The sequence below is a fragment of the Variovorax paradoxus genome (assembly GCF_902712855.1).
GTDB lineage: Bacteria > Pseudomonadota > Gammaproteobacteria > Burkholderiales > Burkholderiaceae_C > Variovorax > Variovorax paradoxus_Q.
The window spans coordinates 4,704,545-4,719,031 of sequence record NZ_LR743507.1 but is presented as its reverse complement, the minus strand read 5'-3'; the positions used below and the strand labels follow the sequence as shown (position 1 = coordinate 4,719,031).

The following is a 14,487-nucleotide window of genomic DNA, read 5'->3' as shown; positions in this document are numbered from 1 at the left end:
GCGCCAAAGCGGTAACGGTGACCGGTAATTGCCGGCCATCCGCAAGAGGGGCAGGAGAACAATGGCGCAATTAAAACTGCAGCCATGAGCCCAATTGAACAAGTCCTATGAGCGCACACGCAGACCTGCGCAAAGCGACCGAGAAATAGAAAAAGCCCGCTACCTTTTGGATAGCGGGCTTTTCAATTGGTGCCGGAGAGATGAATCGAACACCCGACCTTCTCATTACGAATGAGCTGCTCTACCGACTGAGCTACACCGGCGAAGCCTCAGATTATAGCCACGAAATCACGGCTTCTCAGTGTGGTACTGCGTCAAACGCTCAACTTCGTTTCGTGAACCCAACATCACGCTGACGCGCTCGTGCAGTTTGGTGGGCTTCAGGTCCAGGATGCGCTGCTTGCCGTTGGTGGCGGCGCCGCCGGCCTGCTCGACCAGCCAGCTCATGGGGTTGGCCTCGTACATCAGGCGCAGCTTGCCGGCCTTCTCGGGCTCGCGCTTGTCCCACGGGTACATGAAGACACCGCCGCGCATCAGGATGCGGTGCACGTCGGCCACCATGCTGGCGATCCAGCGCATGTTGAAGTCCTTGCCGCGCGGGCCTTCCTTGCCGGCCAGGCATTCGTCGATGTAGCGCTTCACGGGCTCGTCCCAGTGGCGCATGTTGCTCATGTTGATCGCGAATTCCTTGGTGTCTGCCGGAATCTGGATGTCTTCCTGCGTGAGCACGAAGCTGCCTTGCTCGCGGTCGAGCGTGAACATGGCCACGCCGTTGCCCACGGTCAGCACCAGGGTGGTCTGCGGGCCGTAGATGCAGTAGCCGGCGGCCACCTGCTGGGTGCCGGGCTGCAGGAAGTCGCCTTCCTGCACGCCGGGGTGGTCGTCGGGCTTCTTCAGCACGCTGAAGATGGTGCCGATGCTCACGTTCACGTCGATGTTGCTGCTGCCGTCGAGCGGGTCGAACATGAGCAGGTATTCGCCCTGCGGGTAGCGGTTGGGCACCACGTGGATGGATTCCATTTCCTCGCTGGCCATGGCCGCGAGGTGGCCGCCCCATTCGTTGGCCTCGATGAGCACTTCGTTGGCGATGATGTCCAGCTTCTTCTGGATCTCGCCCTGCACGTTCTCGCTTTCGGCCGTGCCCAGCACGCCGCCCAGCGCGCCCTTGTTGACGGCCTGGCTGATGCTCTTGCAGGCGCGAGCGACCACTTCGAGCAGCAGGCGCAGCTGGCCGGGAATGAGCCCATCGGCGCGTTGCTGTTCGACGAGGTAGCGGGTGAGGGAAATCTTTTGTTGAGCCATGGAATGTGTCCTATGCAAATGTGAGGGTCTGTTCGCGGAACACCGCGGAACCGGCTTTGCCGGGCCGCAGGTGTTGCCCCCGGTGAGGGGGAGGGCGAAGCGACACGAAGTGCGCGAAGCCTGGGGGTGGGCTCAGTTCCCAGCAAGAGCGCGGGTCACCACTTCATGGGTGTCCTTGCTCAGGTCGGGCTTGGCGGCCACGCGGGCGATGGCTTCGCGCGCGGCGCTGCGGTAGGGCTCGGCCAGCTTGCTCCAGCGGTCGAGCGCACGCGCCAGGCGGGCGGCCACTTGCGGGTTGATGGCGTCGAGCTCGATCACGCGCTCGCTCCAGAACACGTAGCCGGCCGCGTCGGGCCGGTGGAACGCACCCGGGTTGGCGCTGCAGTAGCTGAAGATCACACTGCGCGCGCGGTTGGGGTTCTTCAGCGAGAAGTCGGGGTGCTTCATGAGCTGCTTCACCAGCGGCAGCACGTCGCCGCCACGGTCGCTGGCGCCGGCCTGCAGGGAGAACCACTTGTCGATGACCAGTGCCTCGTCCTTGAAGATGGCGTGGAAGCGTGCGAGCGCTTGTGCCGCCAGGGTGTGGCCCGAGGACACGAGCGCATTGAGCGCGTTGAAGCGGTCGGTCATGTTGCCCGCGTCCTTGAAGCGCTGCAGCGTCCGGCCCGGCCACACGACGTCGCCCGAGGCGCGCGCCGCCAGGCACAAGAAGTTGAGCGCCATGCCGGCCAGTGCGCGGCGGCCCGACGACGTGGGGTCGGGGGTGTAGGCGCCGGTGTCCTTGTTGGCTTCGTACACCTGTTCCCAATCGCTGAAGAGGGCGGTGGCCAGTTGGGCGCGCATGGCTTCTCGCACCAGGTGCACGCGCTGCGGGTCGACCACGTCGAGCTGCTCGGCAATGTAGGTTTCCGAGGGCAGCGTGAGCACCAGTTCCTTGAAGGCGGCGTCGAGCTGCGGGTTGCGCAGCACGCTGCGCATGGCCTCGATGTAGGCGTCGTTCAGCACCGGTGCGGTGTCGGTGGCCAGGGCGGCGATGCCCTGCAGCGCGGCGCGCAGGCCCAGGCGCTGGCCGGCTTCCCAGCGGTTGAACGGGTCGGGGTCGTTGGCCAGCAGGGTGAGCAGCTGGGCATCGGTGTATTCGAAGTCGAGGATCACCGGCGCGCTGAAGCCGCGCAGGATGGACGGCACAGGCTCGGCGTCGAGGCCGACGAAGGTGATCTGCTCGCCGGCGCGCGACAGCACCAGGGTGCGCGTGCCGCGCGTGACGTCGTTCTCGCCTTCGAGCTGCAGCGGCAGTTCGCGACCGCCGGCATCGAGCAGGCCGATGTTCAGCGGAATGACGAAGGGTTCCTTGACCGGCTGGCCCGGGGTGGGCGGGCAGCTCTGCACCACGCTCAGCGTGTAGCTGCGGTTCTGCGCGTCGTACACGCCGTGCGCGGCCAGACGGGGCGTGCCGGCCTGGCTGTACCAGCGCTTGAACTGGGGCAGCAGGCGGGCCAGTTCGGAATCGGGGTTGGCGTCGGCAATGGCCTGGGCGAAGTCGTCGCAGGTCACGGCCTGGCCGTCGTGGCGCTCGAAGTACAGGGTGATGCCCTTTTCGAAGCCCTTGCGGCCGACCAGCGTCTGCATCATGCGAACGACCTCGGCACCCTTTTCGTAGATGGTGACGGTGTAGAAGTTGCTGATCTCGATGTAGCTGTCGGGCCGCACCGGGTGGGCCATGGGGCCGGCGTCTTCGGGGAACTGGGCGGTGCGCAGCACGCGCACGTCCTCGATGCGTTTCACGGCGCGGGCCGAGGCGTCGGCGCACAGGTCCTGGCTGAATTCCTGGTCGCGGAAGACGGTGAGGCCTTCCTTCAGCGACAGCTGGAACCAGTCGCGGCAGGTCACGCGGTCGCCGCTCCAGTTGTGAAAGTACTCGTGGCCGACCACGCTCTCGATGTTGCTGTAGTCGGCGTCGGTGGCGGTGGCCTGGTTGGCCAGAACGTACTTCGTGTTGAAGATGTTCAGGCCCTTGTTCTCCATGGCGCCCATGTTGAAGTCGCTGGTGGCGACGATCATGAAGCGGTCGAGGTCCAGCGGCAGGCCGAAGCGCGCCTCGTCCCACAGCACGGAGTTGATGAGCGAGTTCATCGCGTGCTCGGTCTTGTCGAGGTCGCCGGCGCGCACGTACACCTGCAGCAGGTGGTCCTTGCCGCTGCGCGCCTTGATGCGCTGCTCGCGCGCCACCAGCTTGCCCGCCACCAGGGCGAAAAGGTAGCTGGGCTTCTTGAATGGGTCGACCCACTTGGCGAAGTGGCGGCCTTCGGGCAGCTCGCCATGGTCGACCAGGTTGCCGTTGGACAGCAGCACCGGGTATGCGGCCTTGGCGGCGCGCAGCGTGACGGTGTACATCGCCATCACGTCGGGGCGGTCGAGGAAGTAGGTGATGCGGCGGAAGCCCTCGGCTTCGCACTGCGTGAAGAAGGTGTCCTCGCTCACGAACAGGCCCATCAGCTTGGTGTTCTTGATGGGGCAGCAGGTGGTGAAGATCTCGAGCTCGAAGGCGTCGGGCAGGCTGTCGATGACGAGCTGGTCGCCTTCCATGCGGAACGACGCGCCCTGGCCGTTGACCAGCACGCGCGCCAGGTTCAGCTCGTCGCCATCCAGGCGCAGCGGCTGCACCGGCACCTCGGGGTTGCGGCGCATCTGCATGCGGTTGAGCACGCGGGTCTTGGCGGGGTCGAGGTCGAAGGTGAGGTCGACGGTGTCGATCCAGTACGCCGGGGCGGCATAGTCTTCGCGGCGGATGGCGATGGGTTGCCCTTGGGCGTCACGAAACATCATCGAGAGTCTCCAGAAAATTCGAATGGGCGAGTTCGTTGTAGTCGCGAACCGCAGCGATCACGTGAGGGCCTGCGAGTTCGGCCGCGGTATGGGTGCTGCACACGGCCACGGCACGCATGCCGCCGCGGCGCGCGGCCTCGATGCCGAAGGGCGCGTCTTCGAAGACGATGCAGCGTTCGGGCGCCACGCCGATGCGGCGCGCGGCTTCCAGGAAGATGGCGGGCGTGGGCTTGCCGCTGAAGCCTTCGTCGCCGCCCACGATGGCCAGCGGCAGCGGGTCCATCTTGAGGCGCGACATGGCGAACTCGATGTTGCCCTTGTCGCCCGCGGTGCCCACGGCCACCTTCAGGCCGCGTGCGACGGCGGCCCTGGCGAATGCGGTGAAGCCGGCAACCTCGGTGAAGTTGTCGTGGAACATGGCGCGGTAGATCTCTTCCTTCTCGTGCACCAGGGCCTGGCACTCCTCGTCGGACAGCTCGCGCTCGAAGAGCTCGCGCATGCACTCGGTGCCGGTGCGGCCCGTGGTGCGCGCGAGGATGTCGCTCACGTCGAGCTCGAGCCCGTGGCGCGCCACGAACTCGACCCACGAGCGCGCATGCCAGGGCATGGAGTCGATCATGGTGCCGTCCATGTCGAAGATGAAGGCCTCGACCTTGCCGTGCTTCGGGCTCATGGGTTGCTACACGCCTTGCTTCAGGGAAGCTTCGATGAACACATCGAGGTCGCCGTCCAGCACCTTCTGGGTGGCCGAGACTTCGACGTTGGTGCGCAGGTCCTTGATGCGGCTGTTGTCCAGCACGTAGCTGCGGATCTGGTGGCCCCAACCCACGTCGGTCTTGCTGTCTTCCAGCTTCTGCTGCTCTTCCTGCCGCTTGCGCATCTCGTGGTCGTACAGGCGCGAGCGCAGGCGCTTCCACGCCACGTCGCGGTTGCTGTGCTGGCTGCGGCCGTCCTGGCACTGCACCACGATGCCGGTCGGGATGTGCGTCAGGCGCACGGCCGAGTCGGTCTTGTTGATGTGCTGGCCGCCCGCGCCGCTGGCGCGGAAGGTGTCGGTGCGCACGTCGGCCGGGTTGATCTCGATCTCGATGGAGTCGTCGATCTCCGGGTACACGAAGATGCTGGCGAAGCTGGTGTGTCGGCCGCCCGAAGAGTCGAACGGCGATTTGCGTACCAGGCGGTGCACGCCGGTCTCGGTGCGCAGCAGGCCGAACGCGTAGTCGCCCTCGACCTTGATGGTCGCGCCCTTGATGCCGGCGGTATCGCCGGGCGTCTCGTCCTCGATCTGCGTCTTGAAGCCCTTGCGCTCGGCGTACTTCAGGTACTGGCGCAGCAGCATGCTGGCCCAGTCGCAAGCCTCGGTGCCACCGGCGCCGGCCTGGATGTCGACGAAGGCGTTCAGCGGATCGGCCGGGTTGTTGAACATCCGGCGGAACTCGAGCTGCTTGATGTCGGCTTCGAGCGTGGCGGCGTCATCGGCGATGGACTGCAGGCCGTCCATGTCGCCGTCTTCCTTCGACATCTCGTAGAGCTCGGTGTTGTCCGACAGCCCATTGGTGAGGCGGTCGAGCGTGACGACCACGTCGTCGAGCGACTTCTTCTCGCGCCCCAGCTCCTGGGCCTTCTTGGGGTCGTTCCAGACGTTCGGGTCTTCGAGCGATGCGTTGACTGTCCTCAGTCGTTCGGCTTTGGCATCGTAGTCAAAGATACCTCCGTAAATCGACCGTGCGGACGCTCAGGTCCGAGAGCATTGCGCCGATTTGGTTGATCTGTTCTGCGTCCATGGGGTGTCCTGACTGTGAGGGTTGGTGTTCGGGGGAACCCGACATTTTCTCACGGTCTGCAAACCGGCCAAGGGGCGCGCCGGTATTGCTCCTTCCCCCTTTGGGGGAAGGCCGGGATGGGGGCTTGCGGCCTTCAAGGCTGCGACTGTCGTCGAGGCCGCTTGCCCCCACCCCGACCCCCCCGGGTGGGAAGGGAGAAAAACAAGACTCAGAAAGCCGGAACCAGCGACCCCTTGAACTGGGTCTCGATGAAGCTCTTCACCTCGGGCGACTGGTAGGCCGCCACGAGGCGCTTGGCCCAGGGCTTGTCCTTGTCGGCGCGGCGCACGGCGATCAGGTTGGCATAGGGGCCCTTGGGCGCTTCCTTGATCACCGCGTCCTTGGCGAGCGACAGGCCGGCCTTCTCGGCGTAGTCGTTGTTGATGGCGGCAATGGTCAGGTCGTCGAGCGAGCGCGGCAGCTGGGCGGCGTCGAGGGCGACGAGCTTGAGCTTCTTGGGGTTGGTCACCACGTCCAGCGGGGTGGCGGTGTTGTTCTTGACCGCCTCGGGCTTCAGCGTGATGAGGCCGGCCTGCTGCAGCAGGAGCAGCGCGCGGTTGCCGTTCGACGGGTCGTTCTGGATGCCCACGGCCGCGCCGTCGGGCAGCTGGTCGATCGACTTGAGCTTGCGCGAGTAGAAGCCCAGCGGCGCGGTGATGGTCAGGCCCACGGGCACGATGTCGAAGCCGCGCGCCTTGTTCTGGTTGTCCAGGAAGGGTTGGTGCTGGAACGCATTGGCGTCGAGGTCGCCCGAGGCCAGGGCCGCGTTGGGCAGCTGGTAATCGTTGAACACCACGAGCTGGATGTTCAGGCCGTCCTTGGCGGCGACCTTCTTGACCACTTCGAAGATCTGCTCGGCGCTGCCGACGGACACGCCCACCTTGAGCGTGTTCTTGTCTTGGGCGAAGGCGGCGTTGCCGCCGAAGAGCGCGGCGGCCACGGTGGCGAGCGCAAAGAGGTTGAGGCTGCGGCGGCGGAAAAGGGTGTGCATGTTGTCGCGAAATCAAAAAAGAAGACGCGAATGTGGCATCGTCCCGGCCCCGAGGGAACGAACCAATCTTCATATCGATATGGCTTGACCTTGGGCTGCAAGGGTTTCTTTATCTCGTTTCCAATATAAGTACCAGCCGATTTGTTCGTTCCCTTTCGGCTTTTTTCTTTTCATACTCGGCACCTTTTTGCGAACCTGCGCGGCTGGCTTCCTTGCCGGAGCGCCTTTCCCCCATGACCCATTCCACGCCCGATGCGGCCCGCGGCAACGCGGATGAGCCGGTCATCCGTCTGCAATCGGTGCAGAAATCTTTCGCCTTGCCCAGCGGCGAGGTGTTCGACGCCGTGCAGGCGCTGTCGCTCGACATCCCGCAGGGCGACGTGTTCGGCCTGATCGGGAAGAGTGGCGCCGGCAAGTCGACGCTGCTGCGCCTCATCAACCTGCTGGAGCGGCCCGATGCGGGCAAGGTCTTCGTCGGCGGGCGCGACCTCACCACGCTCTCGCGCCGCGAGCTGCGCGACACGCGCCAGAACATCGGCATGATCTTCCAGCAGTTCAACCTGCTGCAGAACGCCACGGTGTTCGACAACGTGGCCTTTCCGCTGAAGATCCACGGCCGCCATTCGCGCGCCGAAATCGACGCCCGCGTGCGCGAGTGCCTGGCCCTGGTGGGCCTGGCCGAGAAGATCGACACCTACCCGGCGCAACTCTCGGGCGGCCAGAAGCAGCGCGTGGCCATTGCCCGTGCGCTGGCGCCGCGTCCGCAGGTGCTGCTGTGCGACGAGCCCACCTCGGCGCTCGACTCCGAGACCACGCGCTCGCTGCTGGAGACGCTGCGCGACATCAACCAGAAGATCGGCGTGACCATCGTCATCGTGACGCACGAGCTCTCGGTGGTCGAGGTGCTGTGCCGCAACGTGGCCATCCTCGAGAAGGGCCGGCTGGTGGAGCAGTTCGCCGTCGAAGACGCGCCCAAGGCCGAACGCAAGACAGCACTGGGCCGCGAGATCGACGAACTGGTGCGCCGCCGCGAGCGCGAATCGCGCGAGGCCGGCAACGGCACCGCCGCGCTGCGCACCGCGCCCGACCTGAACGCCACGGAACCCGCCTATGTTTGAAAACATCGCCCCCATCCTTCCCGAGCTGTGGATTGCCACGGGCCAGACCTTCATGATGCTGGCCATCGGCCTCACCGCGGCGGTGCTCGTCGGCGGGCCGCTGGGCATCCTGCTGTTCCTGCTGGGCCCCGGCCAGTCGCTGGAAAACAAGCCGGCATTCCTGGTGCTGAACTGGATCGTGAACACCGTGCGGTCCTTCCCTTTCATCATCCTGCTGGTGGCGCTGGTGCCGTTCACGCGGGTGATCGCGGGCACGTCGATCGGCCCGCTGGCCGCGGCGGTGCCGCTGTCGTTCGCTGCCATTCCGTACCTGGCGCGCCTGGTCGACCAGTGCCTGCGCGAAGTGCCGCGCGGCGTGATCGAGGCGGCGCATGCCATGGGCGCCTCGGAGCTGCAGATCGTCTGGCGCGTGCTGCTGGTCGAGGCCCGCTCCGGCCTGGTGCTGGCGCTGACCGTGCTGGCCGTGAGCTTCCTCTCGTACTCGGCCGTGGCCGGCGTGGTGGGCGGCGGCGGCATCGGCGACCTGGCCATCCGCTACGGCTACTACCGTTTCCAGACCGACGTGATGGTGCTCACCGTGGCGCTGCTCGTGGTGCTGGTACAGATCCTGCAGTTCGTGGGCAACACCACGGCAAGCAGGCTCGACAAGCGTTGATCCTTTCTTTCTCCCTAGCTTTCTCAATCTCATGAAGACCGTTTTCCTGCGCCGTTCCGTTCTTGCCCTCTCGCTCGCCGCGCTGTCGCTCGGCGGCCTCTCGCTGCAGGCCCACGCGCAAGACCCCGCCAAGAAGAACCTCGTGATCGGCGGCACCGCCGGCTCCAACGCCGACCAGCTCAAGCTGGGCATCGTGCCCTTGCTGGAAAAGAAGGGCTACAAGGTCAAGTTGGTCGAATTCAACGACTACGTGCAGCCCAACCTCGCGCTGGCCCAGGGTTCGCTCGACGCCAACTTCTTCCAGCACCAGGTCTATCTGAAGAAGTTCGCCGCCGACCAGAAGCTGGACATCACCGAGCTGGTGCAAGGCCCGATCGCGCCGATGGGCGTGTACTCGACCAAGCGCAAGACCCTGGCCGAAGCCAAGGAAGGTGACCGCGTGACGCTGCCGAACGACCCGAGCAACCTGGCGCGCGCGCTGGTGCTGTTGGAGCAGAACAAGCTGATCACGCTGAAGCCCGGCATCGACGCCCTGCGCTCGACCGAGAAGGACGTGGCCGAGAACCCGAAGAAGCTGAAGTTCATCCCGCTGGAAGCCGCGCAGCTGCCGCGCTCGCTGGGCGACACCGAATACGCGATCGTCAACGGCAACTTCGCGATCTCGTCGGGCCTGAAGCTCACCGAGGCCGTGGTGCTCGAGAAGACGCCCGACTACTACCTGAATGTGGTCGCCGTGAAGACGGCCGACAAGAACACGCAGTGGGCCAAGGACCTGGCCGACGTCTACCGTTCGAAGGAATTCAAGGCGGTGGTCGACAGCAAGTTCCAGGGCTACGCCAAGCCCAGCTTCCTGCAGTAAGCGGGCAACTTCCTCTTCTTCTATTTTTCGACACTTCGACAAGGACGCTCCCCATGCCCGTTCTGGCCGTATTCGATGCACAAGGCAGCTGGCGCGACACGCACGTGTGCGACGGCTGGATCACCGAACACCTGGCCGGCCAGGGCGTGAGCTGGGGGCGCGGCAAGAAGAAGGGGCAGCAGGTGCTCGACAGCGCAGGGCTCTTCTATGTGCCGACCGCCGACGGCTACCTCGGCCTGCTGCTGGAAGCGGGCGAGTGGGCCGCCATGCCGGCCGGCAAGCCGCATTTCTTCGATGCAGGCGAGGCCGAGTCCCTCGAAGGACTGCCGGCCGCGCTGCCGCTGTTCGAAGCCTTCGTCGAAGAAGTGCTCTCGCTGACGGGCAACGACGCGGACGACGAGTAGTTGCCGTGTTGCTCCTTCCCCCGCTGGGGGAAGGCCGGGATGGGGGCACGCGGCGTTTGCAAAAGCCGTGCGTGCGTGAAGGCTGCCATGCCCCCACCCCAACCCTCCCCCAGCGGCGGAGGGAGCCGTTCAGGCAGCCAGCCGGTCGGCCGTGCGGCCCGCAGGCCGCGCCAACCCGAGGTGATCGCGCAATGTGCGCCCCTCGTACTCCGTGCGGAAGATCCCCCGCTTCTGCAGGATCGGCACCACCCCATCGACAAAATCCTGCAGCCCATGCGGCAGCGCGTCGGGCATCAGGTTGAAGCCGTCCGCCGCACCGGCCTTGAACCAGCGTTCGATGTCGTCCGCGATCTGCTCCGGCGTGCCGACGATCACGCGATGGCCGCCGCCGCCCGCGAGTTCGCGGATCAGCTGGCGCACCGTGTAGCCGTGCGTGCGGCCCGCCGCCACCACCGCGTTGAAGAAGGTGTGGTTGCCGTTGCCATTGCCGGGCAGCGGCAGGTCGTCGGGCAGGCGCTCGTCGAGCCTGAGCCGGTCGGGCGCTATGCCCAGCGTGCCGGCGATGCGCGTCAGGCTGTAGTCCCACGGAATCAGGTCGACCAGCTCGTCGCGCCGGCGCAGCGCCTGCGCTTCCGTGCCGCCGACGATGGTGGTCAGGCCCGCGAGCACCTTCACCGCGTCCGGGCCGCGGCCCAGTTCGGCGGCGCGGGTCTTCAGCGCGCGCGCATAGGCGAGCGATTCCTCGAACGACTGCGAGGCCGAGAACACCGCTTCCGCATGGCGCGACGCCAGCTCGCGCCCGTCGGCCGACGCGCCGGCCTGCACCAGCACCGGATGCCCTTGCGGTGGGCGCGGCAGGTTGAGCGGCCCCTGCACCGCGAAGTGCTCGCCGCGGTGCGCGATCGCATGCACCCTGGCCGGGTCGATGAAGCGACCGCCGGCCTTGTCGCCGATGAAGGCCTCGTCTTCCCAGCTGTCCCACAGCGCCTTCACGATGTCGGTGAACTCCGAGGCGCGCGCGTAGCGCTTCGCATGGTCGGGCGTGGCGTCGAGGCCGAAGTTGCGCGCCGAGGGCAGGTCGGCGGTGGTCACCACGTTCCAGCCCGCGCGGCCGTTGCTGACGTGGTCGAGCGTGGCGAAGCGCCGCGCGATGTTGTACGGCTCGTTGTAGCTGGTCGACGCCGTCGCGATCAGGCCGATGTGCGTGGTGGCCGCGGCCACGCAGGCCAGCAGGATGGTGGGCTCCAGCGCCGTGATCGGGCGGAAGTGGATCTGGTCGACGATGGCCGCGTTGTCCGCGAGGAACACTGCGTCGAGCTTGCCCGCTTCCGCAATCTGCGCGGTGCGGATGTAGTGCTGGATGTCGGCGAAGGCCCGGGGGTCGCTCTCGGGCAGGCGCCAGGCCGAGGGGACGAAGCCCGAATGCAGGATGTTGACGTTCAGGTGCAGCTGGCGGGGCCTGGAGGTCGTGGTCGGCTGGCTCATTGCGAGAAGTAGTCGGGCAGGCGGTAGCCGGCCCAGGTCGGGTTGGCCTTGAAGAAGCGCTGGAACTCGGGCGACTGGTAGGCCGCGGCGATGTCCTTCGCGAACTTCGCGTTCTCGTTGCTGTGCTTGACCGCCACCACGTTCACGTAGGGCAGCGTCATGTCCTCGAGCTTCAGCGCCTGCGTGAGCTTCAGGCCCGAGGCCACCGCGAAGTTGCCCTGCACCGCGGCGATGTCGGCGTCGGCCAGCGAGCGCGGCGCCTGCGCGGCTTCGAGCGGCACCAGCTTCAGGCGCTTGGGGTTGCTCGCGATGTCGCGCTCCGACACGCTCAGCGGGCTCACGCCCGGTTTCAGCGCGACCCAGCCGATCGCCGCGAGGATGTTCAGTGCGCGCGCCGCGTTCACCGGGTCGGCCGGCAGCGTCACGGTCGCGCCGTCGGGCACGCTCTCGAGCGACCTGTGGCGCTGCGAGTAGAGGCCCATCGGCGGCGTCGGCACGTGCACCACCGGCACCAGGTCGAAACCCTGCTGCTTGTTGGTCGCGTTGAGGTACAGCGAATGCTGGAAGATGTTCGCGTCGATCTGCCCGCGCTCCACCGCGTCGTTGGGCTGCACCCCCTGGCTGAACTCGACGTACTTCACCGTGTAGCCGAGCTTCTTCAGCTGGGGCTCGATGCCGCCCGTGAATGCATCGCGGTACGGACCGGGCATGAAACCCACGCGCAGGTCGGCGGCGTGGGCGGACACCTGCAGCATCAGGCCGAGGGCAAGGCCGCCGAGCAGCGGGGCGGACCAGCGCGCCAGCGAGGGCGCGCGCAAGGGGAAACGCATGACGGACAACTCCGGGAGGCAAGGGAGCTGCGCACTCTAGGACGCGGTGCCTGCGGCGCGAACGAAGATTCGTGCGCTTGGTTATCCGCTGGGCGAATATCGCGGCGCTCAGCCTTCGCGCTTGAGGAAGTCGACGAACGCCCGCAGCGGCGCCGGCATGTGCGTGCGGCTCGGGTAGTACAGGAACGGCCCCGAGAAGCTCTGCCACCAGTCTTCGAGCACCGGCACCAGCGCGCCGCTGTCGAGGGAGGGGCGCACGTACTCGTCGAAGGTGTAGATCAGGCCCAAGCCGGATTCCGCGGCATGCAGTTCGAGGTTGATCATCGACGCGACCAACGGTCCGGTGGGCGTGATCTTCACCACCTTGCCCTTGCGCACGAAGCCCCACGCCGCCAGCACGCCGCTGGGAAAGCGGTGGCCGATGCAGGCGTGCCGCAGCAGGTCGGTCGGGTGCCTGGGCGTGCCGTGCTTCGCGAGGTAGGCGGGCGATGCCGCGGCCACGAAGCGCTGCGTGCGAGGGCCGAGCGGCACGGCGATCATGTCGCGCGCGATGCTTTCGTCGTAGCGGATGCCGGCATCGAAGCCCGCCGCGAGCACGTCGATGAAGGTGTCGTTGTTGGTGATCTCCAGCGTGATGCCCGGGTGCTCGGCCAGGAAGCCGCTGGCCAGCGGCGGCAGCACGCGCTGGGCGACGATGGTCGGCACGTTCAGCCGTAGCGTGCCGGTCGGGCTGTCGCGGAAGCTGTTGAGCGTGTCGAGCGCGCCGGCGATGTCGTCCATGGCGGGCGCGATGCGTTCGAGCAGCCGCTGGCCGGCCTCGGTGGGCGTCACGCTGCGGGTGGTGCGGTTGAGCAGCCGCACGCCGAGCTGCGATTCGAGCCGGCGCATGGCCTCGCTCAGCGACGAGGGCGACACGCCGCGCAGCGCCGCCGCACCGCGGAAGCCGCGCGCGCGTGTGACGTCGACGAATGCGCCGAGGTCGGAAAGGTCGGGATCGGTCATGGAGGTTGCGCGTTCGTTGCGTACTTCGCGTATTGTGCGATTTGCCGCACAACCTGTGCAGGCCTGGACGGATTATCGAACGGTCCGCTTCCTTGCAGACTGGCGCCATGCCGCTTGCAGACCGCAGGCGGCGACCACCGAACTTCGTGAAGGACTCCAGTGATGAACACACTCCAACTCGGCACCAAGGGCATGAACGGCCCGAAGGTTTCCGCCATCGGCCTCGGCTGCATGGGCATGTCGGGCATGTACGGCCCCTCGGACCGTGTGGAAAGCATCGCCACCATCCACGCCGCGATGGACGCCGGGATCACGCTGCTCGACACGGGCGATTTCTACGGCAACGGGCACAACGAGATGCTGATCGGAGAGGCGCTCAAGGGCCTGAAGGGCTCGCGGCGCGACGCGGCGCTGCTGAGCGTGAAGTTCGGCGCCATGCGCGACCCGGCCGGCGGCTGGGTCGGCTACGACGCGCGGCCTGCGGCGGTGAAGAACTTCGCCACCTACTCGCTGCAGCGGCTGGGCGTGGACCACATCGACATCTACCGGCCGGCGCGGCTCGACCCTGACGTGCCGATCGAGGACACCGTGGGGGCCATTGCCGACCTGGTGAAGGCGGGCTACGTGCGCCACATCGGGTTGTCGGAAGTGGGCTCGCAGACCATTCGCAAGGCCGCTGCCGTGCACCCGATCAGCGACCTGCAGATCGAGTATTCGCTGATCTCGCGCGGCATCGAGGACGACATCCTCGCGACCTGCCGCGAGCTGGGCGTCGGCATCACCGCGTACGGTGTGCTGTCGCGGGGGCTGATCAGCGGGCACTGGAAGAAGGACGGCGCGCACGCGAGCGATTTCCGCTCGCACAGCCCGCGCTTCCAGGGCGAGAACGTGGATCGCAACCTCGCGCTGGTCGACGCGCTGCGCCGCATCGCCGATGCCAAGGGCGTGACGGTGGCGCAGATTGCCATCGCATGGGTCGCGGCGCAGGGCGACGACATCGTGCCGCTGGTGGGCGCGCGCCAGCGTTCGCGGCTCGACGAGGCACTGGGCGCACTCGGCGTGAAGCTCGGCGCCGAAGACTTCGCGGCCATCGAGCGCGCGGTGCCGAAGGGCGCTGCCGCCGGCGAGCGCTATGCGGCGGCGCAGATGGCGAGCCTGGACAGCGAGCCGGGCCGCGCCTGAGCAGGCCGGC

General features: G+C 66.8%; 13 protein-coding genes and 1 tRNA gene. 5 read left to right on the top strand and 9 right to left on the bottom strand.

From position 1 onward, the window contains the following. Positions 1-187: 187 nt before the first annotated feature. The 6 genes from AACL56_RS22195 to AACL56_RS22170 form a co-directional block, all read right to left on the bottom strand. Positions 188-263, bottom strand: a tRNA-Thr gene (locus AACL56_RS22195). 25 nt (positions 264-288) lie between these two features. Continuing rightward, on the bottom strand, positions 289-1,302 hold the full coding sequence (locus AACL56_RS22190; protein ID WP_339091964.1) for a class 1 fructose-bisphosphatase: 1,014 nt from the start codon (positions 1,300-1,302) through the stop codon (positions 289-291). Positions 1,303-1,434: 132 nt separating this feature from the next. Then, complete coding sequence (gene pepN / locus AACL56_RS22185; protein ID WP_339091963.1) at positions 1,435-4,128, bottom strand: aminopeptidase N; 2,694 nt, start codon at positions 4,126-4,128, stop codon at positions 1,435-1,437. Next, positions 4,115-4,801 (bottom strand): HAD family hydrolase, encoded by a 687-nt coding sequence (locus AACL56_RS22180; RefSeq protein WP_339091962.1) that lies wholly within the window; start codon positions 4,799-4,801, stop codon positions 4,115-4,117. Before AACL56_RS22180 ends, pepN begins: the two co-directional genes overlap by 14 nt. Before the next feature lie 6 nt (positions 4,802-4,807). Continuing rightward, positions 4,808-5,912 (bottom strand): peptide chain release factor 2 gene (prfB, locus tag AACL56_RS22175; RefSeq protein ID WP_339091961.1). Its coding sequence is split into 2 segments (ribosomal slippage): positions 4,808-5,830 and positions 5,832-5,912, totalling 1,104 coding nucleotides; the frame shifts between segments, so codons are not numbered across the junction. A 208-nt stretch (positions 5,913-6,120) separates the two neighbouring features. Next, positions 6,121-6,942, bottom strand: a complete 822-nt coding sequence (locus tag AACL56_RS22170; protein WP_339091960.1) for a MetQ/NlpA family ABC transporter substrate-binding protein — start codon at positions 6,940-6,942, stop codon at positions 6,121-6,123. 233 nt (positions 6,943-7,175) lie between these two features. On the opposite strand from AACL56_RS22170, the gene AACL56_RS22165 reads away from it, so the two are divergent. From AACL56_RS22165 to AACL56_RS22150, 4 genes are read left to right on the top strand one after another with little or no spacing between them, the layout of a single operon-like run. After that, positions 7,176-8,060, top strand: a complete 885-nt coding sequence (locus AACL56_RS22165) for a methionine ABC transporter ATP-binding protein (protein ID WP_339091959.1) — start codon at positions 7,176-7,178, stop codon at positions 8,058-8,060. Then, on the top strand, positions 8,053-8,715 hold the full coding sequence (locus AACL56_RS22160; RefSeq protein WP_339091958.1) for a methionine ABC transporter permease: 663 nt from the start codon (positions 8,053-8,055) through the stop codon (positions 8,713-8,715). The genes AACL56_RS22165 and AACL56_RS22160 overlap by 8 nt, the downstream gene beginning before the upstream one ends. A 31-nt stretch (positions 8,716-8,746) precedes the next feature. Then, complete coding sequence (locus AACL56_RS22155) at positions 8,747-9,574, top strand: MetQ/NlpA family ABC transporter substrate-binding protein (RefSeq protein ID WP_339091957.1); 828 nt, start codon at positions 8,747-8,749, stop codon at positions 9,572-9,574. 53 nt (positions 9,575-9,627) lie between these two features. Beyond that, complete coding sequence (locus tag AACL56_RS22150; RefSeq protein ID WP_339091956.1) at positions 9,628-9,978, top strand: hypothetical protein; 351 nt, start codon at positions 9,628-9,630, stop codon at positions 9,976-9,978. Between the two features lie 129 nt (positions 9,979-10,107). On the opposite strand, the gene AACL56_RS22145 is transcribed toward AACL56_RS22150, so the two are convergent. The 3 genes from AACL56_RS22145 to AACL56_RS22135 all read right to left on the bottom strand — a co-directional run bounded on the left by AACL56_RS22145 (position 10,108) and on the right by AACL56_RS22135 (position 13,295). Further along, complete coding sequence (locus tag AACL56_RS22145) at positions 10,108-11,463, bottom strand: LLM class flavin-dependent oxidoreductase (RefSeq protein ID WP_339091955.1); 1,356 nt, start codon at positions 11,461-11,463, stop codon at positions 10,108-10,110. Continuing rightward, positions 11,460-12,293, bottom strand: a complete 834-nt coding sequence (locus AACL56_RS22140; RefSeq protein WP_339091954.1) for a MetQ/NlpA family ABC transporter substrate-binding protein — start codon at positions 12,291-12,293, stop codon at positions 11,460-11,462. Before AACL56_RS22140 ends, AACL56_RS22145 begins: the two co-directional genes overlap by 4 nt. 108 nt (positions 12,294-12,401) lie before the next feature. Continuing rightward, complete coding sequence (locus tag AACL56_RS22135; protein ID WP_339091953.1) at positions 12,402-13,295, bottom strand: LysR family transcriptional regulator; 894 nt, start codon at positions 13,293-13,295, stop codon at positions 12,402-12,404. A gap of 162 nt (positions 13,296-13,457) precedes the next feature. Here AACL56_RS22135 and AACL56_RS22130 point away from each other — a divergent pair, with 162 nt between their 5' ends. Continuing rightward, positions 13,458-14,477, top strand: a complete 1,020-nt coding sequence (locus tag AACL56_RS22130; protein WP_339091952.1) for an aldo/keto reductase — start codon at positions 13,458-13,460, stop codon at positions 14,475-14,477. The last annotated feature ends 10 nt before the right edge of the window (positions 14,478-14,487 follow it).

Coding starts and splice junctions, on each gene's coding strand:
- AACL56_RS22190 (WP_339091964.1), bottom strand. CDS start 1,302: ATGGCTCAACAAAAGATTTCCCTCACCCGCTACCTCGTCGAACAGCAA.
- AACL56_RS22180 (WP_339091962.1), bottom strand. CDS start 4,801: ATGAGCCCGAAGCACGGCAAGGTCGAGGCCTTCATCTTCGACATGGAC.
- AACL56_RS22130 (WP_339091952.1), top strand. CDS start 13,458: ATGAACACACTCCAACTCGGCACCAAGGGCATGAACGGCCCGAAGGTT.
- pepN (WP_339091963.1), bottom strand. CDS start 4,128: ATGATGTTTCGTGACGCCCAAGGGCAACCCATCGCCATCCGCCGCGAA.
- AACL56_RS22150 (WP_339091956.1), top strand. CDS start 9,628: ATGCCCGTTCTGGCCGTATTCGATGCACAAGGCAGCTGGCGCGACACG.
- AACL56_RS22170 (WP_339091960.1), bottom strand. CDS start 6,942: ATGCACACCCTTTTCCGCCGCCGCAGCCTCAACCTCTTTGCGCTCGCC.
- AACL56_RS22140 (WP_339091954.1), bottom strand. CDS start 12,293: ATGCGTTTCCCCTTGCGCGCGCCCTCGCTGGCGCGCTGGTCCGCCCCG.
- AACL56_RS22160 (WP_339091958.1), top strand. CDS start 8,053: ATGTTTGAAAACATCGCCCCCATCCTTCCCGAGCTGTGGATTGCCACG.
- AACL56_RS22135 (WP_339091953.1), bottom strand. CDS start 13,295: ATGACCGATCCCGACCTTTCCGACCTCGGCGCATTCGTCGACGTCACA.
- AACL56_RS22155 (WP_339091957.1), top strand. CDS start 8,747: ATGAAGACCGTTTTCCTGCGCCGTTCCGTTCTTGCCCTCTCGCTCGCC.
- AACL56_RS22145 (WP_339091955.1), bottom strand. CDS start 11,463: ATGAGCCAGCCGACCACGACCTCCAGGCCCCGCCAGCTGCACCTGAAC.
- AACL56_RS22165 (WP_339091959.1), top strand. CDS start 7,176: ATGACCCATTCCACGCCCGATGCGGCCCGCGGCAACGCGGATGAGCCG.